This is a genomic window from Geodermatophilus sp. CPCC 205761, assembly GCF_051383655.1.
Taxonomy (GTDB): domain Bacteria; phylum Actinomycetota; class Actinomycetes; order Mycobacteriales; family Geodermatophilaceae; genus Geodermatophilus.
In genome coordinates, this window is record NZ_JALPKQ010000058.1 from 14,514 (window position 1) to 30,744 (window position 16,231).

The 16,231-nt window shown below is 75.0% G+C and carries 14 protein-coding genes and 1 pseudogene; 4 read left to right on the forward strand and 11 right to left on the reverse strand.

Features of this window, described 5'->3' with window-relative positions; all coding sequences use genetic code 11:
- The first annotated feature begins 22 nt into the window (after positions 1-22).
- A complete protein-coding gene (locus MY526_RS23905; RefSeq protein ID WP_436705216.1) occupies positions 23-889 on the forward strand; it encodes a DUF1206 domain-containing protein in 867 nt (288 codons plus the stop codon).
- A gap of 97 nt (positions 890-986) precedes the next feature.
- Here the strand turns inward: MY526_RS23905 and fabG are convergent, their stop codons facing one another.
- The 3 genes from fabG to MY526_RS23920 all read right to left on the reverse strand — a co-directional run bounded on the left by fabG (position 987) and on the right by MY526_RS23920 (position 3,496).
- Positions 987-1,751: a 3-oxoacyl-ACP reductase FabG gene (fabG, locus tag MY526_RS23910; protein ID WP_436705217.1), complete on the reverse strand. Its 765-nt coding sequence runs from the start codon at positions 1,749-1,751 to the stop codon at positions 987-989.
- On the reverse strand, positions 1,752-2,963 hold the full coding sequence (locus tag MY526_RS23915) for an acetyl-CoA C-acetyltransferase (RefSeq protein ID WP_436695247.1): 1,212 nt from the start codon (positions 2,961-2,963) through the stop codon (positions 1,752-1,754).
- Positions 2,964-3,055: 92 nt separating this feature from the next.
- On the reverse strand, positions 3,056-3,496 hold the full coding sequence (locus MY526_RS23920; RefSeq protein WP_436705218.1) for a PaaI family thioesterase: 441 nt from the start codon (positions 3,494-3,496) through the stop codon (positions 3,056-3,058).
- Between the two features lie 138 nt (positions 3,497-3,634).
- Here MY526_RS23920 and MY526_RS23925 point away from each other — a divergent pair, with 138 nt between their 5' ends.
- A complete protein-coding gene (locus MY526_RS23925; protein WP_436705219.1) occupies positions 3,635-5,527 on the forward strand; it encodes an FAD-dependent monooxygenase in 1,893 nt (630 codons plus the stop codon).
- 35 nt (positions 5,528-5,562) lie between these two features.
- Here the strand turns inward: MY526_RS23925 and MY526_RS23930 are convergent, their stop codons facing one another.
- The 7 genes from MY526_RS23930 to MY526_RS23960 all read right to left on the reverse strand — a co-directional run bounded on the left by MY526_RS23930 (position 5,563) and on the right by MY526_RS23960 (position 13,287).
- Positions 5,563-6,906, reverse strand: a complete 1,344-nt coding sequence (locus MY526_RS23930; RefSeq protein ID WP_436695244.1) for an ABC transporter substrate-binding protein — start codon at positions 6,904-6,906, stop codon at positions 5,563-5,565.
- Between the two features lie 131 nt (positions 6,907-7,037).
- Positions 7,038-8,204: a branched-chain amino acid ABC transporter permease gene (locus MY526_RS23935; protein ID WP_436695243.1), complete on the reverse strand. Its 1,167-nt coding sequence runs from the start codon at positions 8,202-8,204 to the stop codon at positions 7,038-7,040.
- A 73-nt stretch (positions 8,205-8,277) separates the two neighbouring features.
- Positions 8,278-9,165 (reverse strand): branched-chain amino acid ABC transporter permease, encoded by an 888-nt coding sequence (locus MY526_RS23940; protein ID WP_436695242.1) that lies wholly within the window; start codon positions 9,163-9,165, stop codon positions 8,278-8,280.
- Positions 9,162-11,036, reverse strand: a complete 1,875-nt coding sequence (locus MY526_RS23945; RefSeq protein ID WP_436695241.1) for an AMP-dependent synthetase/ligase — start codon at positions 11,034-11,036, stop codon at positions 9,162-9,164. The genes MY526_RS23940 and MY526_RS23945 overlap by 4 nt, the downstream gene beginning before the upstream one ends.
- The gene (locus MY526_RS23950) at positions 11,033-11,890 is read right to left on the reverse strand and encodes an ABC transporter ATP-binding protein (RefSeq protein WP_436695240.1); all 858 of its coding nucleotides are present in this window, start codon (positions 11,888-11,890) and stop codon (positions 11,033-11,035) included. The genes MY526_RS23945 and MY526_RS23950 overlap by 4 nt, the downstream gene beginning before the upstream one ends.
- Positions 11,887-12,672, reverse strand: a complete 786-nt coding sequence (locus tag MY526_RS23955) for an ABC transporter ATP-binding protein (RefSeq protein WP_436705220.1) — start codon at positions 12,670-12,672, stop codon at positions 11,887-11,889. Before MY526_RS23955 ends, MY526_RS23950 begins: the two co-directional genes overlap by 4 nt.
- Positions 12,673-12,918: 246 nt before the next feature.
- Positions 12,919-13,287: an STAS domain-containing protein gene (locus tag MY526_RS23960; RefSeq protein ID WP_436695238.1), complete on the reverse strand. Its 369-nt coding sequence runs from the start codon at positions 13,285-13,287 to the stop codon at positions 12,919-12,921.
- A gap of 197 nt (positions 13,288-13,484) precedes the next feature.
- On the opposite strand from MY526_RS23960, the gene MY526_RS23965 reads away from it, so the two are divergent.
- Both MY526_RS23965 and MY526_RS23970 read left to right on the forward strand, forming a co-directional pair.
- Complete coding sequence (locus MY526_RS23965; RefSeq protein ID WP_436695237.1) at positions 13,485-13,775, forward strand: hypothetical protein; 291 nt, start codon at positions 13,485-13,487, stop codon at positions 13,773-13,775.
- A 291-nt stretch (positions 13,776-14,066) separates the two neighbouring features.
- Complete coding sequence (locus tag MY526_RS23970) at positions 14,067-14,435, forward strand: hypothetical protein (RefSeq protein WP_436705221.1); 369 nt, start codon at positions 14,067-14,069, stop codon at positions 14,433-14,435.
- Between the two features lie 393 nt (positions 14,436-14,828).
- Here the strand turns inward: MY526_RS23970 and MY526_RS23975 are convergent.
- Positions 14,829-16,231 (reverse strand): annotated as a pseudogene (locus tag MY526_RS23975) (sacsin N-terminal ATP-binding-like domain-containing protein); the annotation flags it as partial.

The window sequence follows — 16,231 nt, forward strand, 5'->3', positions numbered from 1 at the left end:
CGAAGGCCGCACGATCGACGGCGTGCCGTCGCCCCGCTCGCTGCTGGACCGTGTGCACCGGGCGGTCGGGCACGCCCGGGAGGTCACCGACCACCCGGTGCTCGAGGCGGTCGCCCGCGTCGGCCTGGTCGCCTACGGCGTGGTGCACCTGCTCATCGGCTGGCTGGCCGCGCAGCTGGCCCGCGGGGCCGGCCGCACCGACGCCGACCAGACCGGGGCGCTGTCCACCGTGGCCGGCTCCCCCGGCGGGTCGGTGCTGCTCTGGCTGATCGGGCTGGGCCTGCTGGCGCTGGCGCTGTGGCAGGCCGGCGAGGTGCTGCTGTGGTGGCCCGGCCTGCTCGACCGTGCGCACCGGCGACGGACGGCGTTCGTCTGCGCCAAGTGCCTGGCCAAGGCCGCGGTCTACGCCGTCCTGGGCGGGACCGCGCTGCTGTTCGCCGTCGGTGCGGAGTACGAGGCCGACGAGCGGCTGCGCGAGCTGACCGGGGAGACGCTGGAGATCCCCGGCGGGGCGGCGCTGGTGGCCGGCGTCGCGGCCGGGGTGGTCGCCGTCGGCGCCTACAGCCTGGTGCGGGGGTTCACCGGCGGCTTCATGAAGGACATCGACCTGCCCGCCGCGCCCGACCGGTGGGAGCCGCTCATCTTCGCCGTGGGCCGGGTCGGCTACGCGGCCAAGGGGCTCGCGTTCGGCCTGGTCGGCGTGCTGCTGTGGCGAGCGGCGACCTCGGCCGACGTCTCCACCGCCACCGGCCTGGACGGCGCCATGACCGCGATCGCCGGGGTGCGGAGCGGGCCCTGGCTGCTCGGCGGCGTGGCGGCCGGGTTCGCCGCGTTCGGCCTGTACGCGCTGGCCCGCGCCCGCTACCCCGACCGCGACCCGTCGTCCTGAACCCCGCGGATTCCGCGGAAACCGACGCCGCGCTCCCCCGCGGTCTCCGCGGAAACCGACGCGGCGCTCCCCGGCGGTTTCCGCGGAAACCGACACGTCAGGTGCGGGGGCCGCCGGCGACGTAGATGACCTGGCCGGAGACGAACCCGGCGCCCTCGCTGACGAGGAACGAGACGGTGTGCGCGATGTCCTCGGGCCGGCCGGCGCGGTTGACCGGGATCGCCGCGGCGCGCTCTGCCTCGTACTCGGCCCAGTCGCGGCCGAGGCGGGCGGCGGTCGCCCGGGTCATCTCGGTGACGATGAAGCCCGGCGCGATCGCGTTCGCGGTGACGCCGAACTTCCCGAGCTCCACAGCGAGCGTCTTGGTGAACCCCTGCAGCCCGGCCTTGGCGGTCGAGTAGTTCGCCTGGCCGCGGTTGCCCAGCGCCGACGTGCTGGACAGGTTCACGATGCGGCCCCACCGGGCGTCGATCATGTGCTTCTGCGCCGCGCGGGTCATGAGGAACGAGCCGCGCAGGTGCACCCGCACGACCACGTCCCAGTCGTCGTCGGTCATCCTGAACAGCAGGTTGTCGCGGGTGACGCCGGCGTTGTTGACCAGGACCACCGGCGGGCCGAGCTCCGCGGCGATCCGGTCGACGGCGGCCTGCACCTGGGCGGCGTCGCTGACGTCGGCGCCAACGGCCAGCGCCGTCCCCCCGGCCGCCTCGATCGCCTCCCGCGTGCCGGCGGCCGCCGCCTCCTCGAGGTCGAGGACGGCGACGGCGAAGCCGTCAGCGGCCAGCCGCTGGGCGGTGGCCGCGCCGATGCCGCCGGCGGCGCCGGTGACGATCGCGACGCGCGGGGAGGACGGCGCGCCCACTCACACCCGCTCGAAGAGCGCGGCGAGGCCCTGCCCGCCGCCGATGCACATCGTCTCCAGGCCGTAGCGGGCGTCCCGGCGGGCCATCTCGCGGGTGAGCGTGGCGAGGATCCGCCCGCCGGTCGCGCCCACGGGGTGGCCGAGGGAGATGCCCGAGCCGTTGACGTTCACCCGGTCGAAGTCCGACTCGGTCAGGTCCCACTCGCGGGCCACCGCGAGCACCTGGCTGGCGAACGCCTCGTTCAGCTCGATCAGGTCGACGTCCTTGAGCGCGACGCCGGCCAGGTCCAGCGCCTTGGCCGTCGCCGGCACCGGGCCGATGCCCATGGTCTTGGGCGGCACGCCACCGACGCCCCACGAGACCAGCCGCGCCAGCGGCCGCAGCCCCAGCTCCGCGGCCTTCTCCGGGGAGGTGACCACGCAGACCGCCGCGCCGTCGTTCTGCCCGCTGGCGTTGCCGGCGGTGACGGTGGCCTCGGGGTCGTCCTTACCGAGGATGGGCCGCAGCTTGGCGAGGGTCTCGACGGTGGAGTCGGGGCGGATGTGCTCGTCGCGGTCGACGACGGTCTCGGCCTTCCGCGACCGCACGGTCACCGGGACGATCTCGTCGGCGAACCGGCCCTCGTCGGTGGCGGCGGCGGCCCGCTGGTGGCTGCGGACGGCGTACTCGTCCTGCTCCTCGCGGCTGATCTTGTAGTCGCGCCGGACGTTCTCCGCGGTCTCGAGCATGCCGCCGGGCACCGGGTGGTTCTGGCCGCCGGCGGTCACCCGGCCGCGGGCCAGGCCGTCGTTGAGCAGGACGCCGGGGCCGGCCTTGACCCCCCAGCGCATCGCGGTGGAGTAGAACGGCGCGTTGCTCATCGACTCCGCGCCACCGGCCAGGACGACGTCGGAGGAACCGGACTGCACCTGCATCGCCGCGTAGATCACCGCCTGCAGGCCCGATCCGCAGCGCCGGTCGATCTGCAGCCCGGAGGCGGTGACCGGCAGGCCGGCGTCCAGCGCCGCCACCCGGCCGAGCGCCGGTGCGTCCATCGTGGGGTAGCAGTGGCCGAGCAGGACGTCGTCGACCGACTCCGGTGGCAGCCCGGTGCGCTCCATGACCGCGCGGATCACCGTGGCGGCCAGCTCCTGCACCGGTACGTCGCGCAGCGTGCCGCCGAAGCCCCCCACCGGGGTCCGCAGGGGCTCGCAGATGACCGCATCTCGCACGGGGTCCTCCTCGTCAGTGCACCTCAGCGGTATGAGTGTGCCCCCGCCGGTCCGACCGGCGCGGGCAGGGCTCCCCTGCCCGGCTCCGCGGGTCAGGGAGCGCGGTGCGTCATCTGGCCGCGCACGAGCGCGACCACCGTCCCGTTCTCGTCCGTCACCCGAACGTCGTGCACCTCGCGGCGCCCGTCCCGGTGCACCCGGCGGCTGTCGGCGGCGAGCCGGCAACCCTCCGGCGCGGGCCGGGAGAAGACGACGTCGGCCGCGGTGGTCATCGCGATCGCGCCGTCCGGACGGATCGAGGCGTAGGCCATGGCGGTGTCGGCGAGCAGGAAGGTGAGCCCGCCGTGGCTGACCCGGTGGCTGTTGACCATGTCCGAGCGCACGACCATCTCCACCCGGGCCGACCCGTCGGTGGTCGCGACGACGGCGATGCCCAGGGCGCGGACGGCCGGGTCGGCGTCGTAGATCGCGGCGACGACCCGCCGGCGCCGCTCCTCCTCGTCCCCCGGGGGCGGAGGGCCCGCCTCGCTCACCGCGCGGGCGGACGGCGGGACGGCGGCGGCACGCCCGCCACCGTGGCCCGCAGCCGCCCGCCGGTCAAGGCGGGCACCCGGGCCGCCGGTGCTGCCAGGATGGGCGCCCCGGACCCGGCGACCGGCCGACGAGGTGACATGAGCAGCGCCTATCCGCGCCCCGCGCCGCACCCGCCCGCCGAGTACCCCTCGACGCCGGCGGGCGCGGCGCCGCTGCCGGTGGTGGTCGTCGGCGGGGGCCCGGTCGGACTGGCCGGCGCCCTCGGGCTGGCCCGCCGCGGGGTCGACGTCACCGTCCTCGAGGCCGGGCTGTCCGCGTCGTTCGGCAGCCGGGCGATCTGCCTGTCCCGGCACAGCCTGGAGGTCCTGGCCCGCCTGGGCGTCGGGGACGCCGTGCAGCGGACGGCGCTGGCCTGGACCGGCGGGCGCAGCTTCGCCGGGGCCGGGGAGGTGCTGTCCTTCCGGATGCCGCACGGGGCCGCCGACGTCCGGCCGCCGATGGTCAACATCTCCCAGTCGGAGGTGGAGGAGGTCCTCGCGGGCGCGCTGGAGGGGGCACCAACCGCGCGGGTCCGGTGGGGGTCGCGGGTGACCGGCGTCCGGCCGGGCGCGGACGCCGTGGAGCTCGACGTCGAGACGCCGGCCGGGCCGCGGGTGCTGCGGGCCTCCTGGGTGGTGGCGGCCGACGGCGCCCGCAGCCGGGTGCGCGAGGCGCTGGGACTGCCGCTGGCCGGTACGAGCTACGAGGGCCGGTACGTCATCGCCGACATCCACTGGCCCACCGACCGCCCGGCGGAGCGGCTGGTGTGGTTCGACCCGCCGAGCAACCCCGGCTCGACGATCATCATGCACCGCCAGCCCGGCGACATCTGGCGGGTCGACTACCAGCTCGCCCCCGGCGAGGACGCCGACGTCGAGGTCGGAGAGGACCGTGTGCGGGCCCGGATCGCCCGGCACCTGGACTGGCTGGGCTCCGACGTCCCCTGGACCCTCGAGTGGCGCAGCCTCTACCGGGCGCACGCGCTGTCCCTGGACGACTACGTGCACGGGCGGGTGCTGTTCGCCGGCGACGCCGCGCACCTGGTGCCGATCTTCGGTGTCCGCGGGCTCAACTCCGGCATCGAGGACGCCGAGACCCTCGCCTGGCAGCTCGCCGCCGTCGTACACGGGACCGCATCCCCCGCGCTGCTGCGCGCCTACGCCACCGAGCGCCGCTCGGCCTGGCAGCAGAACGTCGCCGCGGCGGGCAAGAGCACGCGGATCATGACGCCCGGCTCGCCCGGCTGGACCGCCACGCGGGACGCCGTCCTGGCTCTGGCCGCGACCCGTCCCCGCTTCCGGGAACTGCTCGACCCCCGCCAGTCCAGCGCGACCCACGCCCGGACCTCGCCGCTCACCTGGCCCGCGTCCGGTGCCGCCCCGCACCCCGGTGACCCGCTGGCCGACCGGGCCGCTCGGGTGCGCACGGCCGCGGGCCCGCGCTCCTCGTCGCTGGACGCCGAGCGGGGCACCGGCTTCGCCGTCGTCGGCGTCGGCGTCGCGGCGGCGGAGCTCGCGGCCGGCGTGGACCGGCTGGCCGGGGAGCTCGCACCGGAGCCGGTGCGGGCACTGCTCGTGGGCCCGCCGGACGGGCCGGTGCCCGGCGGCGGGATCGTGCTCGAGGACCCCGACGGCGCCGTGGCGGGCGCGTTCGGGGCGGAGCCGGGCGAGGTGGTCGTCGTCCGCCCGGACGGGCTGCTGCTGTGCCGGCTGCCCGGGCCGGCCGGGCTCGCCGACGTCGCGGCCGCGGTGCGCGCGGGGCGCGCGCCGGCCGGGACCCGGCCGGTCCGGGAGCCGGACCGCCCGGCCGAGACGGACCTGGAGACCGCGTGGCGGGTGCTCAGCGAGGGGCTGGACCGCGCGTCCGCGGACGGGCGGGAGGCCTTCCTCACCCGGCTGGCGCTGCTGCTGGCCGACACCGTCCCGGCCGCGGTGCTGGCCCGGGCCGTCGAGCAGGCGCAGCACGACGACGGCCGGTCCCCCCGCGGATGACGGGGGAACCGGCCGCCGAATGAGCTCGGCTCAGCTCAGCCGAGGTCCTCCACCTCGTAGCAGGGGCCGCTGAACTCGTAGGCCTCCGCGGTCGGCCCGGTGTACGCGTCCTCGACCAGGGTGATCCCGGTCGGGGCGCTCGGGTCGACGTTGCTGATGTAGGTCGCCCGCGAGGCCACCTCGTTCGGCCCACCGGCGTAGTTGCCCGAGCCCTCGGGGAGCAGCCCCTCGTAGTCGACCTCCTCCAGGTTCTCGGCCGCCTCCCGGACACCGGCGCGGGTCAGGTCGCCGGCCTCCGCGGCGGCCTCGAGCGCCGCCCGGAGCGGGTAGGACCAGAACCAGCCCTGCAGGTAGCCCTCGTTGGGCGAGACGTCCCCGATGGCCTCGATCGCCGCCCGGTGGGCCTCGGTGTCACCGCCCCACGGCGCCCACGGGCCGAGCGCCTGGTAGGACGCCTGCAGCGCCGGCCCGGCCGGCGAGGCACCCAGCGCGACGTTCCACGCCGGCGACGAGCCGAGGAACCGGCCCTGGAAGCCTCCGGCGACGGCCTGGCCGACGATGGCCGCGGTGTCCGTCGGCCCCACCGTCAGCAGGACGACGTCGGGCTGCTGGTCGCGGATCGCGGCGATCGCGGCGGCCTGGTTGTCCGGGCCCGCGGTCGTCTCGACGTTGGCGAACTGCAGTCCGTTGGCGTCCGCGGCCACCTTGGCGCCGGCCGCGCCGTCCTCGCCGTAGTCACCGGCGTAGTGGATCGCCATCACCGACTGCGCCTGGTAGGTCTCGACCGCGTAGTCGATGCCGTTCATCGCCTCGGCGCAGTAGGTCGCCCCGCTCTCCAGGATCACGTCCTGGAACAGGTACAGCGAGGTCCACCCGGCGGGTGCGGCCACGATGTCCTCGGCGTCGAGGTCCTCGACGATGGAGGCGGTGGGCGGCGAGCCGAGGGTCTGCGCCAGCGCCAGGACCTCCGGCTTGATCTCCTGGTAGACCTGGTTGGTCACCTGTGGGTTGTACTGGTTGTCCCGGACGTAGGTGGCGACGTCGACGTCGTAGCCGCCGATGCCACCTTCCTCGTTGACCCGGGCCCAGAACGCCGCCTGGCCCTCGGTGATGGCCGGGCCGAGCGCGGCGAACGGCCCCACCGTGAGGTCGGACAGGGTGCCCAGGTAGATGCAGCCGTTGTCGGCGTTGACGGCGTCCGGGCAGGGCTCGCTGGTGACGCCGACGTCGGTGGCGACGCCGCCGTCGCCACCTCCACCGTCGCCCGGGTCCTCACCGCCGCCGCGACAGCCTGCGGCGAGGACGGCGAGGCCGGCCATCGAGGCGGCGGCCAGTCTGCGGCGCTGGAGGCCAGTCCTCCGGCGCGGGGTGTTCCTCATGGTGCTCCCTTCTGCCGGCACCGGCGCCGGTCGGTGTGCCCTGCGGGCGGCTCTGCCCGCGGGAGTCTGCGTGGCGGCCCCGTCCGGAGGCTCGCCCCGAGCGTGCGAGGGGTGAGGGGGGCGGGGTCCTTTCAGTAGCTGAAGGGCCAGGCCTTCCAGTAGTTGCGTGCGCGTATCCAGATCCCGAACAGCCCCCGGGGCTCGAAGATCAGGAACAGCACGATCAGCAGGCCGTAGAGCAACGTCTCCACCTGGAAGACGTTGGGGAACTCGGTCGCCGAGGAGGAGAGGAACGGCAGGTAGGCCGGCAGCTCCCGGGTCAGCCGCGGCAGCAGCGCGATGAAGAAGGCGCCCATGATCGAGCCAGAGATCGTGCCGGCTCCCCCGATGAGCACCATCGCGATGAACTGGACGCTGAGCAGCAGGCCGAACGAGCCCGGGTCGATGAACCCGGTGATCGAGTAGAGCAGCGCCCCGGCGCAGCCCCCGTAGAAGCCGGAGATGACGAACGCGCGCCGCTTGGCCCGCCGGACGTCGACCCCGGTGATCTCCGCCGCGATGTCCCGGTCGCGGACGGCGGCGAAGCTGCGCCCCACCGCCGAGCGCGCGATGTTCCGCCCGACGAGGGCGAAGACCATCAGCAGCACGATCATCAGCCAGTACATCTGCTGGTCGGCGGAGAACGACTCGGTGCGCCGGGACAGGTCGACCCCGAGCACCGGGTCGGCCGCCGGCCGGCCCACGCCCGCGCCGCCGGTGACCGCGTCCCACTCGCGGAACACGTGCTCCCCGAGGAACACCAGCCCGAGGGTCACGATCGCCAGGTAGAGGCCGCGCAGCCGGCTGGCCAGCGGGGAGACGATCAGCCCGAGCAGCGCCGCCACGGCCCCCGCCGACAGCAGCCAGACCGGCAGCAGGGTGATGCCGAACCCCACCAGCCGGTCGTCCTCCGGGTCCCCGGAGAGGACGGCCGCGGTGTAGGCCCCGACGCCGAGGAAGAAGGCGTGTCCGAGGGAGACCTGCCCGGCGTAGCCGGTGACCAGGTTCAGCCCGATCGCGCCGATCGCCAGGACCGCGCCGGTGGCCAGCAGCCGGAGCAGGTCGTCCTGCAGCAGGAACGGCATCAGCAGCGCGACGACGACCAGCAGCCCGATCCCGATCCGCTTGCCCCGGGTGTTGAGCAGCGCGAGGTCCTGCGCGTAGTCGGTGTACAGCGCCGGGCGGCCGCGGGGTCGCCGTCCGCGGGCTCGCGCCGGCTCGGGGACGGAGGCCTCGGCGCGCCGTTCGGTGGCGGTCACGAGTCCTCCTCGCCGGCGCTCGTCGGCCTCGTGCCGCGCGGTGCCGTGTCCACTGGTGACCTCGCGAGCCCGGTCACACCCGCTCCACTTCTCGGGTGCCGAAGATCCCGTAGGGCCGCACGAGCAGCACGACCAGGAGGAGCACGTACGGGGAGACCAGGGAGAAGTTCGGGCCCAGCCAGGGGGCGAACTCGTCCTGGTACGTGGCCACGAGCGCCTCGACGACGCCGACGGCGAGCCCGCCGACCACCGCGCCGGCGATGGAGTCCAGGCCGCCGATGATGATCGCCGGCAACGCCTTGAGGGCGATGACCCAGGTCGACTGGTCCACCCCGCCGCCGGTGCCGATGAACGCCCCCGCGACCGCGGCCAGCGCCCCGGCCATCGCCCAGGACATCGCCATGACCCCGCCGACGGAGACGCCCTGGACCAGGGCGACCTCCTGGTCCAGCGACGCCGCGCGCATCGCCAGCCCGTAGCGGCTGTACCGGAAGAAGGCGTACAGCGCGGCCGAGACGACCACCAGGACGATCACCATCGCGATGTAGCGCTCCTGGATCGGCAGCCCCAGCACCTCGACCGTGGACAGCCCCCAGGGGTCGCCGACGTTGCGGACGTCGCGGCCGATGAACTGGTTGACGACCACCCGGATCACGACGTCCAGGCCGAGGGTGATGATCGCGACGACGAACACCGGCCGGCCGATCATCGGGCGGATCGTCGTCCGCTCCAGGCCGACGGCGAGCGTGGCGATGCCGACGGCGGCCAGCGGGACGGCGAGGTAGAAGCCCACCGGCCCGGCCAGGTAGCTCACCAGCACCGCGCCGGCCAGCATCAGCGCCGGCTGGGCGAAGCTGATCACCTTCGAGGCCTTGTAGATGATCACGAAGCTCATCCCGAGCATCGCGTAGAGCGAGCCGAAGGCCAGCCCGCGGATGAGGGTGAGGAGCAGGTCCCTCACCGGGCGCCCCGGTACATCGAGTCGACCAGGCCGGAGAAGCGCTCGGCCATGGCCGCGCGCCGGACCTTCTGGGTGGCGGTCAGCTCGCCGTCCTCGTGGTCGAGCATCTTCGGCAGGAGCCGGAAGGCCTTCACCTGCTCGACGGTGGCCAGCCGGCTGTTGACGTCGGTGACGATGCCCTGCACCAGCTCCAGGACCTCCTTCTTCTCGGTGAGGTCGCGGTAGGTGGTGAACGGGATGCGCTGCTGCTGCGCCCAGTCGCCGACCGTGTCGGGCTCGATGCCGATGAGCGCCGTCAGGTACGGACGGCGGTCGCCGATCAGCACCGCCTCCTTGACGTACGGGCTGACCTTGAGCGCGTTCTCGATCTCCGACGGGGCGATGTTCTTGCCGCCTGCGGTGATCATGATGTCCTTCATGCGGTCGGTGATCCGCAGGAAGCCGTCGTCGTCGAGGGTGCCGACGTCGCCGGTGTGCAGCCAGCCGTCGGCGTCGACGGCCTCGGCGGTGGCGTCGGGCCGGTTCCAGTAGCCGGCGAAGGTGGCCGGCCCGCGGGTGAGGATCTCGCCGGTCCGCTCGTCGACCCGGAGCTCGACCGAGTCGTGCGCGACGCCGACGGTGCCCAGTCGCCAGGTGCCGGGCCGGTTCGCGGTGGCCGAGGCGGTGTTCTCGGTCATCCCGTAGACCTCGTAGACCGGCACGCCGAGGCCGAGGAAGAACTGCAGCACGTCGAGCGACACCGGTGCCGCCCCGCAGCCGGCCCACCGGACCCGCCGCAGCCCCAGCCGCTCGCGCAGCGCCCGGACGACGAGCACCCAGGCCAGCCCGTACCGCACCCGGGACCCGGCGGTGTGCCGGCCGCCGGTGCGGGCGAGGGTCTCCCCCACCTGCGCGGCGAGCTTCATCCCGACCCGGCCGATCGCGCCCTTCATCGGGCTGGCCGCGGCCTGCCGGACCTGGACGGTGGCCAGCAGCTTCTCCCAGATCCGCGGGACGGCGAAGAAGAAGGTCGGCTGGATCTCGCGCAGGTTGGCCGGCACGGTGTCGATCGACTCGGCGAAGTTGACCTGGATGCCGGTCGCGGCGTTGTTCCAGGTGGTGAAGATCCGCTCGGCGACGTGGCACAGCGGCAGGTAGGACAGCGCCAGGTCCCGCGCCCCGGCCGGCGGGTCGAGCAGGCCGCCGGCACCGGTGAGCGCGCCGATGGTCGCCTCCACGTTGGCCACGGTGAGCATCGCGCCCTTGGGCAGGCCGGTCGTCCCGGACGTGTAGATCAGCGTCATGAGGTCGCCGGGCCGGGTGGCGGCCATCGCCTCCTCGACCGCCCCCGGGTGCGCCGCCCGGTGCTCGCGGCCGCGGGCCCGGAACTCCGCCCAGTGCAGCAGCCGCGGGTCGCGGTAGCGGCCCCGGATGCCGCGCGGCTCGACGTAGACGATGGACCGCAGCTCCGGCGTCCGGTCGCCGACCTCCAGTGCCTTGTCCAGCTGCTCCTGGTCCTCCGCGAGCAGCACCACCGCGCCGGAGTCGGCGAGCACGTGCACCACCTCGGCGGCGGGGTTGGTCGGGTAGAGCCCGACGGTCACCGCACCGATCGCCACCGCGCCGAGGTCGGTGGTCAGCCACTCCCGGCGGTTCTCCGACTGGATGGCCACCCGGTCGCCGCGCCGGACGCCGAGCGCGAGCAGCGCGTGCGCGACGTCCTGGACCTCGTCCCAGTACTCCGCCCAGCTGGTCTCCCGCCACAGGCCGAGCTCCTTGGAGCGCATCGCGACGGCGGTCGGGGTGGCGGCGGCCCGGTCTCGCACCCGCGTGACGATCGTGGTGGTGGTCGCCGGGGCGGCGCCGGTGGGGCGCTCGACCGTCGCCGTCATGGGGTGCCTCCGCTCGTGGGGGCGGCCTGGCTGCGGCGGCCGCCGGTGGCGTGGTCCTCACCGAGGTAGGCCTTGATGACGTCGGGGTTCTCCTGCACCTGCGCCGGGGTGCCGGTGGTGATCGGGACGCCGAAGTCGACGACCATCACCCGGTCGGCGAGGTCCATGACCAGGCCCATGTCGTGCTCCACCATGATCAGCGGGACCTGCAGCTCGTCGCGGATGTCGAGGATGAAGCGCGCCATGTCCTCGGTCTCCTCGAGGTTCATGCCGGCCACCGGCTCGTCGAGCAGCAGCAGCCGCGGACCCATCGCCAGCGCGCGGCCGAGCTCCACCCGCTTCTGGATGCCGTAGGGCAGCAGGCCGACCGGGGAGCCGCGGAAGGCGGCCAGCTCGAGGAAGTCGACGATCTCCTCGACGGCGGCGCGGTCGACCAGCTCGCTGCGGCGGGCCCGGCCGAACCAGACGGCGGCCGAGAGCATCCCGTACCGCACCCGGTGCGCCCGGCCGAGCATGAGGTTGTCGATCACCGTGAGGTTCTCGAACAGCTCGATGTTCTGGAACGTGCGGGCCATGCCCCGGGCGGCGATGTCGTGCGGCGCCCGGCCCAGCACGTCCTCGCCGAGGAACCGGACGGTGCCCTGCTGCGGCCGGTAGACGCCGGAGAGCACGTTGAAGATCGACGTCTTCCCCGCGCCGTTGGGGCCGATGATCGCGAAGAGCTCCTGCGCGCCGACGGCGAACGAGACGCCGTTGATCGCGGTGACGCCCTTGAACTTCAGCGTGACGTCGGTGACCTCGACGACCGGCGCCTGCTCGCTCACCGAGTCGTCGGGTTCGACCTGCTCGCTCACGAGAGCCACCTCTTCCGACGCCGGTAGTGCTTGACGTCGCGGAACGACCGCTCGCTGCCCTCGGCGCCCAGGCCCAGGTAGAACTCGCGGATGTCGTCGTCGGCGAGCAAGTCGGCGGCGGGCTTGTCCATCACCACCCGCCCGGTCTCCAGCACGTAGCCGTGGTCGGCGATCGACAGCGCCATCGAGGCGTTCTGCTCGACCAGCAGCACGGTCGTGCCCTGCTCGTTGATCGCCGCGATCAGGTCCCGGATCGAGCCGACCAGTTGCGGCGCGAGCCCCAGGCTGGGTTCGTCGAGCAGCAGGTAGCGCGGGTTGCTCATCAGCGCCCGGCCCATCGCGAGCATCTGCTGCTCGCCGCCGGAGAGGTAGCCGGCCGCCTGGGTGCGCCGCTCGAGCAGCCGGGGGAAGAGGTCGAAGACCCGTTCCAGGTTGGCCACCCGGTCCTTGGACTTGGTGTGGGCTCCGACCCGCAGGTTCTCCTCGACGGTGAACTCCCCGAACACCCGGCGGCCCTCGAGCACCTGGCTGATGCCCCGGGCGACGATCTGCTGGGGGTCGAGGTGGTCGATCCGCTCGCCGTCCAGCGCGATCTGACCCCGGGTGACCTCGCCGTGGTGGATGTCCAGCAGCCCCGACAGGGCGCGCAGCAGCGTGGTCTTGCCCGCGCCGTTGGCGCCGAGCAGGCCGACGATCTGCCCCTCGGGCACCTCGAGACTCACGCCGCGCAACACCAGGACGACGTCGTCATAGACGACCTCGAGGTTGCTGACTGCGAGCACGACCACCTCCCCGCCGCCGGACCGTTGCCTGGACCAACCGGTTGTGACGTGGGTCACAGACGTCGGTTGAGCGGCGACAGTAGGTGCCCGGTCAGCGGACGGGAAGCATCGTGCGAGTGACCGCGTGCAATTCGTTACGGGGTCGTTATCGACGCGGCACGCACCGTGCTGCACGCGGGATGGAGCACGTCGCCGGCGGTCGGCGCACGTAGGGGGACGTCGCGAACGACGAGGTGAACGCCGAGGTCAGGCGGCGCTGCCGGCTCCCGGCTCGACCTGCTCCACGGCGAGGAGTTCCCACAGACCGGTGATCTGCAGGGGCCGGATCACGGCCCGGCCGGAGGCGAGGACGCGCAGCCGGAGGCCGGCGTCGGTCATCGTGCGGTGGGCGCCGGCGAGCACGCACAGCCCCGCGGAGTCGAGGAAGGTGACGCCGTCGAGGTCGATGACGAGCTCGCGCACGCCGCCGTCGAGGACGTCGTCGACGGCCAGGCGGAGGGCCGGCGCGGAACTGGAGTCGATCTCGCCGACGACGGTCAGGCGGACGCTGGACGCGGTGTGGGCCACCGTGATCGACACGAGTTCGTCGGTCGGGGTGATGGAGGTAGCGGTCACGGAAAGCGCCTCTCGGGAGAGAGGACTCGATCGAGCTCCGGCCCCGGGGGCCGAGCTGCGGAACGGAGTCCGGCACGAGTGCGACGGCTGACTGTTGAACCGCTTGCCCCGACCGTAGGGACCGCTGCCCGCGGAAGCAAGGGCCGGACGGCCCTGGCCTCGCCTCCGAGCACTCCGCGGGCAGGGATACTGGGGGTGTGTCGAGCCGGTTGATGGTGTGGGGCGGGGTCTGGGTCGTCGCGACGGCGCTGGCCTTCCTGCTCCTCGACCCGATCCTCGCCGCGTTCGTCGCCATCCTCGGCCTGTGCCTCTGGGTCGTCGCCGTGCTCGCCGGCAACTGGGACCAGCACCCCTCCTTCGAGGAGCGGGAGCTCGCCCGAGCCCGCCGGCGCGCCGCGCAGCGGGAGAAGAACAAGGACGCCCGGGAGCGCGACCGCGCCAGGTGGGAGGCCCACCAGCAGCGCAAGGCCGGCCGCTCCGGCCGCTGACCGCGCGGACCGTCACGGCGGTCCCCAGGGGCGGTTTCCGGGGAGAGCGTTGCGGCGGTCCCCGCGGGGAGCGTCGTCGCGGTCACCGCGGGGACCGACGGTGGGAAAACCCGTCGACGGCGCGACGGCGGCGTCCTACCGTTCTCCCATGCGGTCCTGATCTCCCCCCGAGCGACACGCACCGCGGGTCGAGCCCTGCTCCCCGCCGTCCCGCCCGCCGTGCGCGGGCGCATCCAGTCCCTGTACGTGGTGGCGCTCCGCGCGCCGCCCCGCCTCCACCGGAGGTCTGCCTTGTCACGTCCCCACCGCCCCGTCGACGGCGCGGCCGCCACCGCCCGCGCCGAGCTGCCCGAGGAGGAGGCCGCGGCCTTCGACCGCCTGGTGCACGCCGTGCTCGCCAAGCCCGGCGCCGCGCTCGGTGCCGCGCTGCGGTCCTCCCTGCCCGGCACGGCCGGCATCCGCTGGCTGCGCCAGGAGGGCCTGCCCCCGACCACGCGGGCCGGCGCACTGACCGCCGCGCAGTGGCTGTCGCTGCACCGCTGCTGGACCAACACCCAGCACGCGCCGACGGCCGGCGCACCGGCCGGCGGGCGCGGCGGGCGACCGTCGTCCGCGCACGGCCACGCGCCGGGCGCCATGCCGATCCCGCGCTGGTACTAGAAGGACCCCCTGCCCCCACCGCTCGCACGCTCGCGGCGGGCCCCTGCAGGGGGCCACCGGAGTGAGACCCCTGCCCCCACCGCTCGCACGCTCGCGGCGGGCCCCTGCAGGGGGCCACCGGAGTGAGACCCCTGCCCCCACCGCTCGCACGCTCGCGGCGGGCCCCTGCAGGGGGCCACCGGAGTGAGACCCCTGCCCCCACCGCTCGCCCGCTCGCGGCGGGCCCCTGCAGGGGGCCACCGGAGTGAGACCCCTGCCCCCCACCGCTCGCCCGCTGGCGGCGGCCCCTGCAGGGGGCCGGGATCGCCGAGACCCGCTACCGAGGGACGCGCCGCCGGTCGGTCCGCCGACCGGCGGCGTGCTCGGCGGCGGGCCCGACCCGGACTTTCCGCGTCAGGGCGTGACGCCGTCCTCGGCGGCGAGCGCGTCGGCGCGGTGCTGTTCGGCGAAGGCCTCGGCCAGCGCCTGGCGCAGCGGCCACGCCCCGGCCCGCCAGGCGAGCGCCCGGCCCAGCGCGGCCGGCGTCCCGTCGACGTGGTCGACGCCCTCCCCCGGCCACCACGGCACCGTCGCGCCGCCCGCCCGCAGGGGTTCGTGCACGGCCACCTCCCCGACCAGCCGGCCGGCGCCGAGCCGGGCCGCGGCCAGCGCCGCCCCCGGCACGTCGGCCCAGGCCAGCTGCCGCGCCGGCCGGCTCTCCACCGTCGCAGGCACCACCTCGCCGGCGAGCGGGAGGTCGAGCAGGTCGGCCACCGCGCCGGGTGCGCCGCCGGCCGGCACGAGCGCCCGTCCGGCCAGTGGCTGCAACCACGGCGCGTCGAGGACGACGGCGGCCTCGGCCGGCACGACGCGGTCCGGCGCCACGCGCACCCGCTCCGGTGGTTCGACGTCCACCCCGTCCAGCGCCTCGGCGAGCCGCGCGTACACGGTCCGCAGCACCGTCGGGGGCACGGTCCGCCGCGGGTCGCCGAGCCGGTCCAGCAGGTCCAGCGCGCCGTCGACGTCGGCCAGCACGTCGGCCACGGTCGCCGGCGGGCGGAGCAGGGCCAGCAGGTCCGGCTCGGCGTGCGCCGGTTCGTACAGTCCCTGTAGCTCCGCGCCGTCCGGGTGCCGGAGCCGGTCGGGACGGCGTCCGTCGAGCACCGGGTGGGTGGCCAGCCACCACCGCAGGTAGCCGGGCACCCTCACCCCGTCGAGGACGACGTCCGCCCACGCCTCCGCCGGCAGCGTGGCCAGCAGCGGCAGCGCCCGCGCCCAGTCGGCGACCAGCTCGAGGTCCCGGACGGCGGTCAGCCGGGGCCAGCGGGGCGGCGGCGCGCCGGCCGGCAGCCGGTCGAGGACCGCGTCCGCCCAGTCCTCGGCGCGGTCGACGTCGAGGTCGTCGGGGTCCTCGGCCCAGGCCAGGGCGAAGCCGTCGAGGACGCCGACCGCGCGGAGGACGGCGGGATCGGCGTCGAGCGCGGCACCCAGCGTGCCGAGCGCGCCCTCCTCGATCGCCGCGGCGAACGGCGACCCGGGCAGCACCAGCTCGCCCGCCGGCGCCCAGCCCCCGTCGGCGTCGGGCAGCGCCAGCTCGGCCAGCCACGGCAGCTCCCCCGGTGCGGTGCCGGCCGCGGCGACCAGCGCGAGCACCGCCACGGCGAGCGCGGCGGGGTCGGCGCCGTCGTCCCAGCCGTCGTCCACGGCGTCCATCGAGGTCTCGACCGCCGCCCGCACCGCCGGGTCGGCGAGCACGCCGGCCGCGGTCGCCGGCCGCGCGCCGAGCCGCTCGAGCAGCCGCCGGGCGGCCGGCGGCG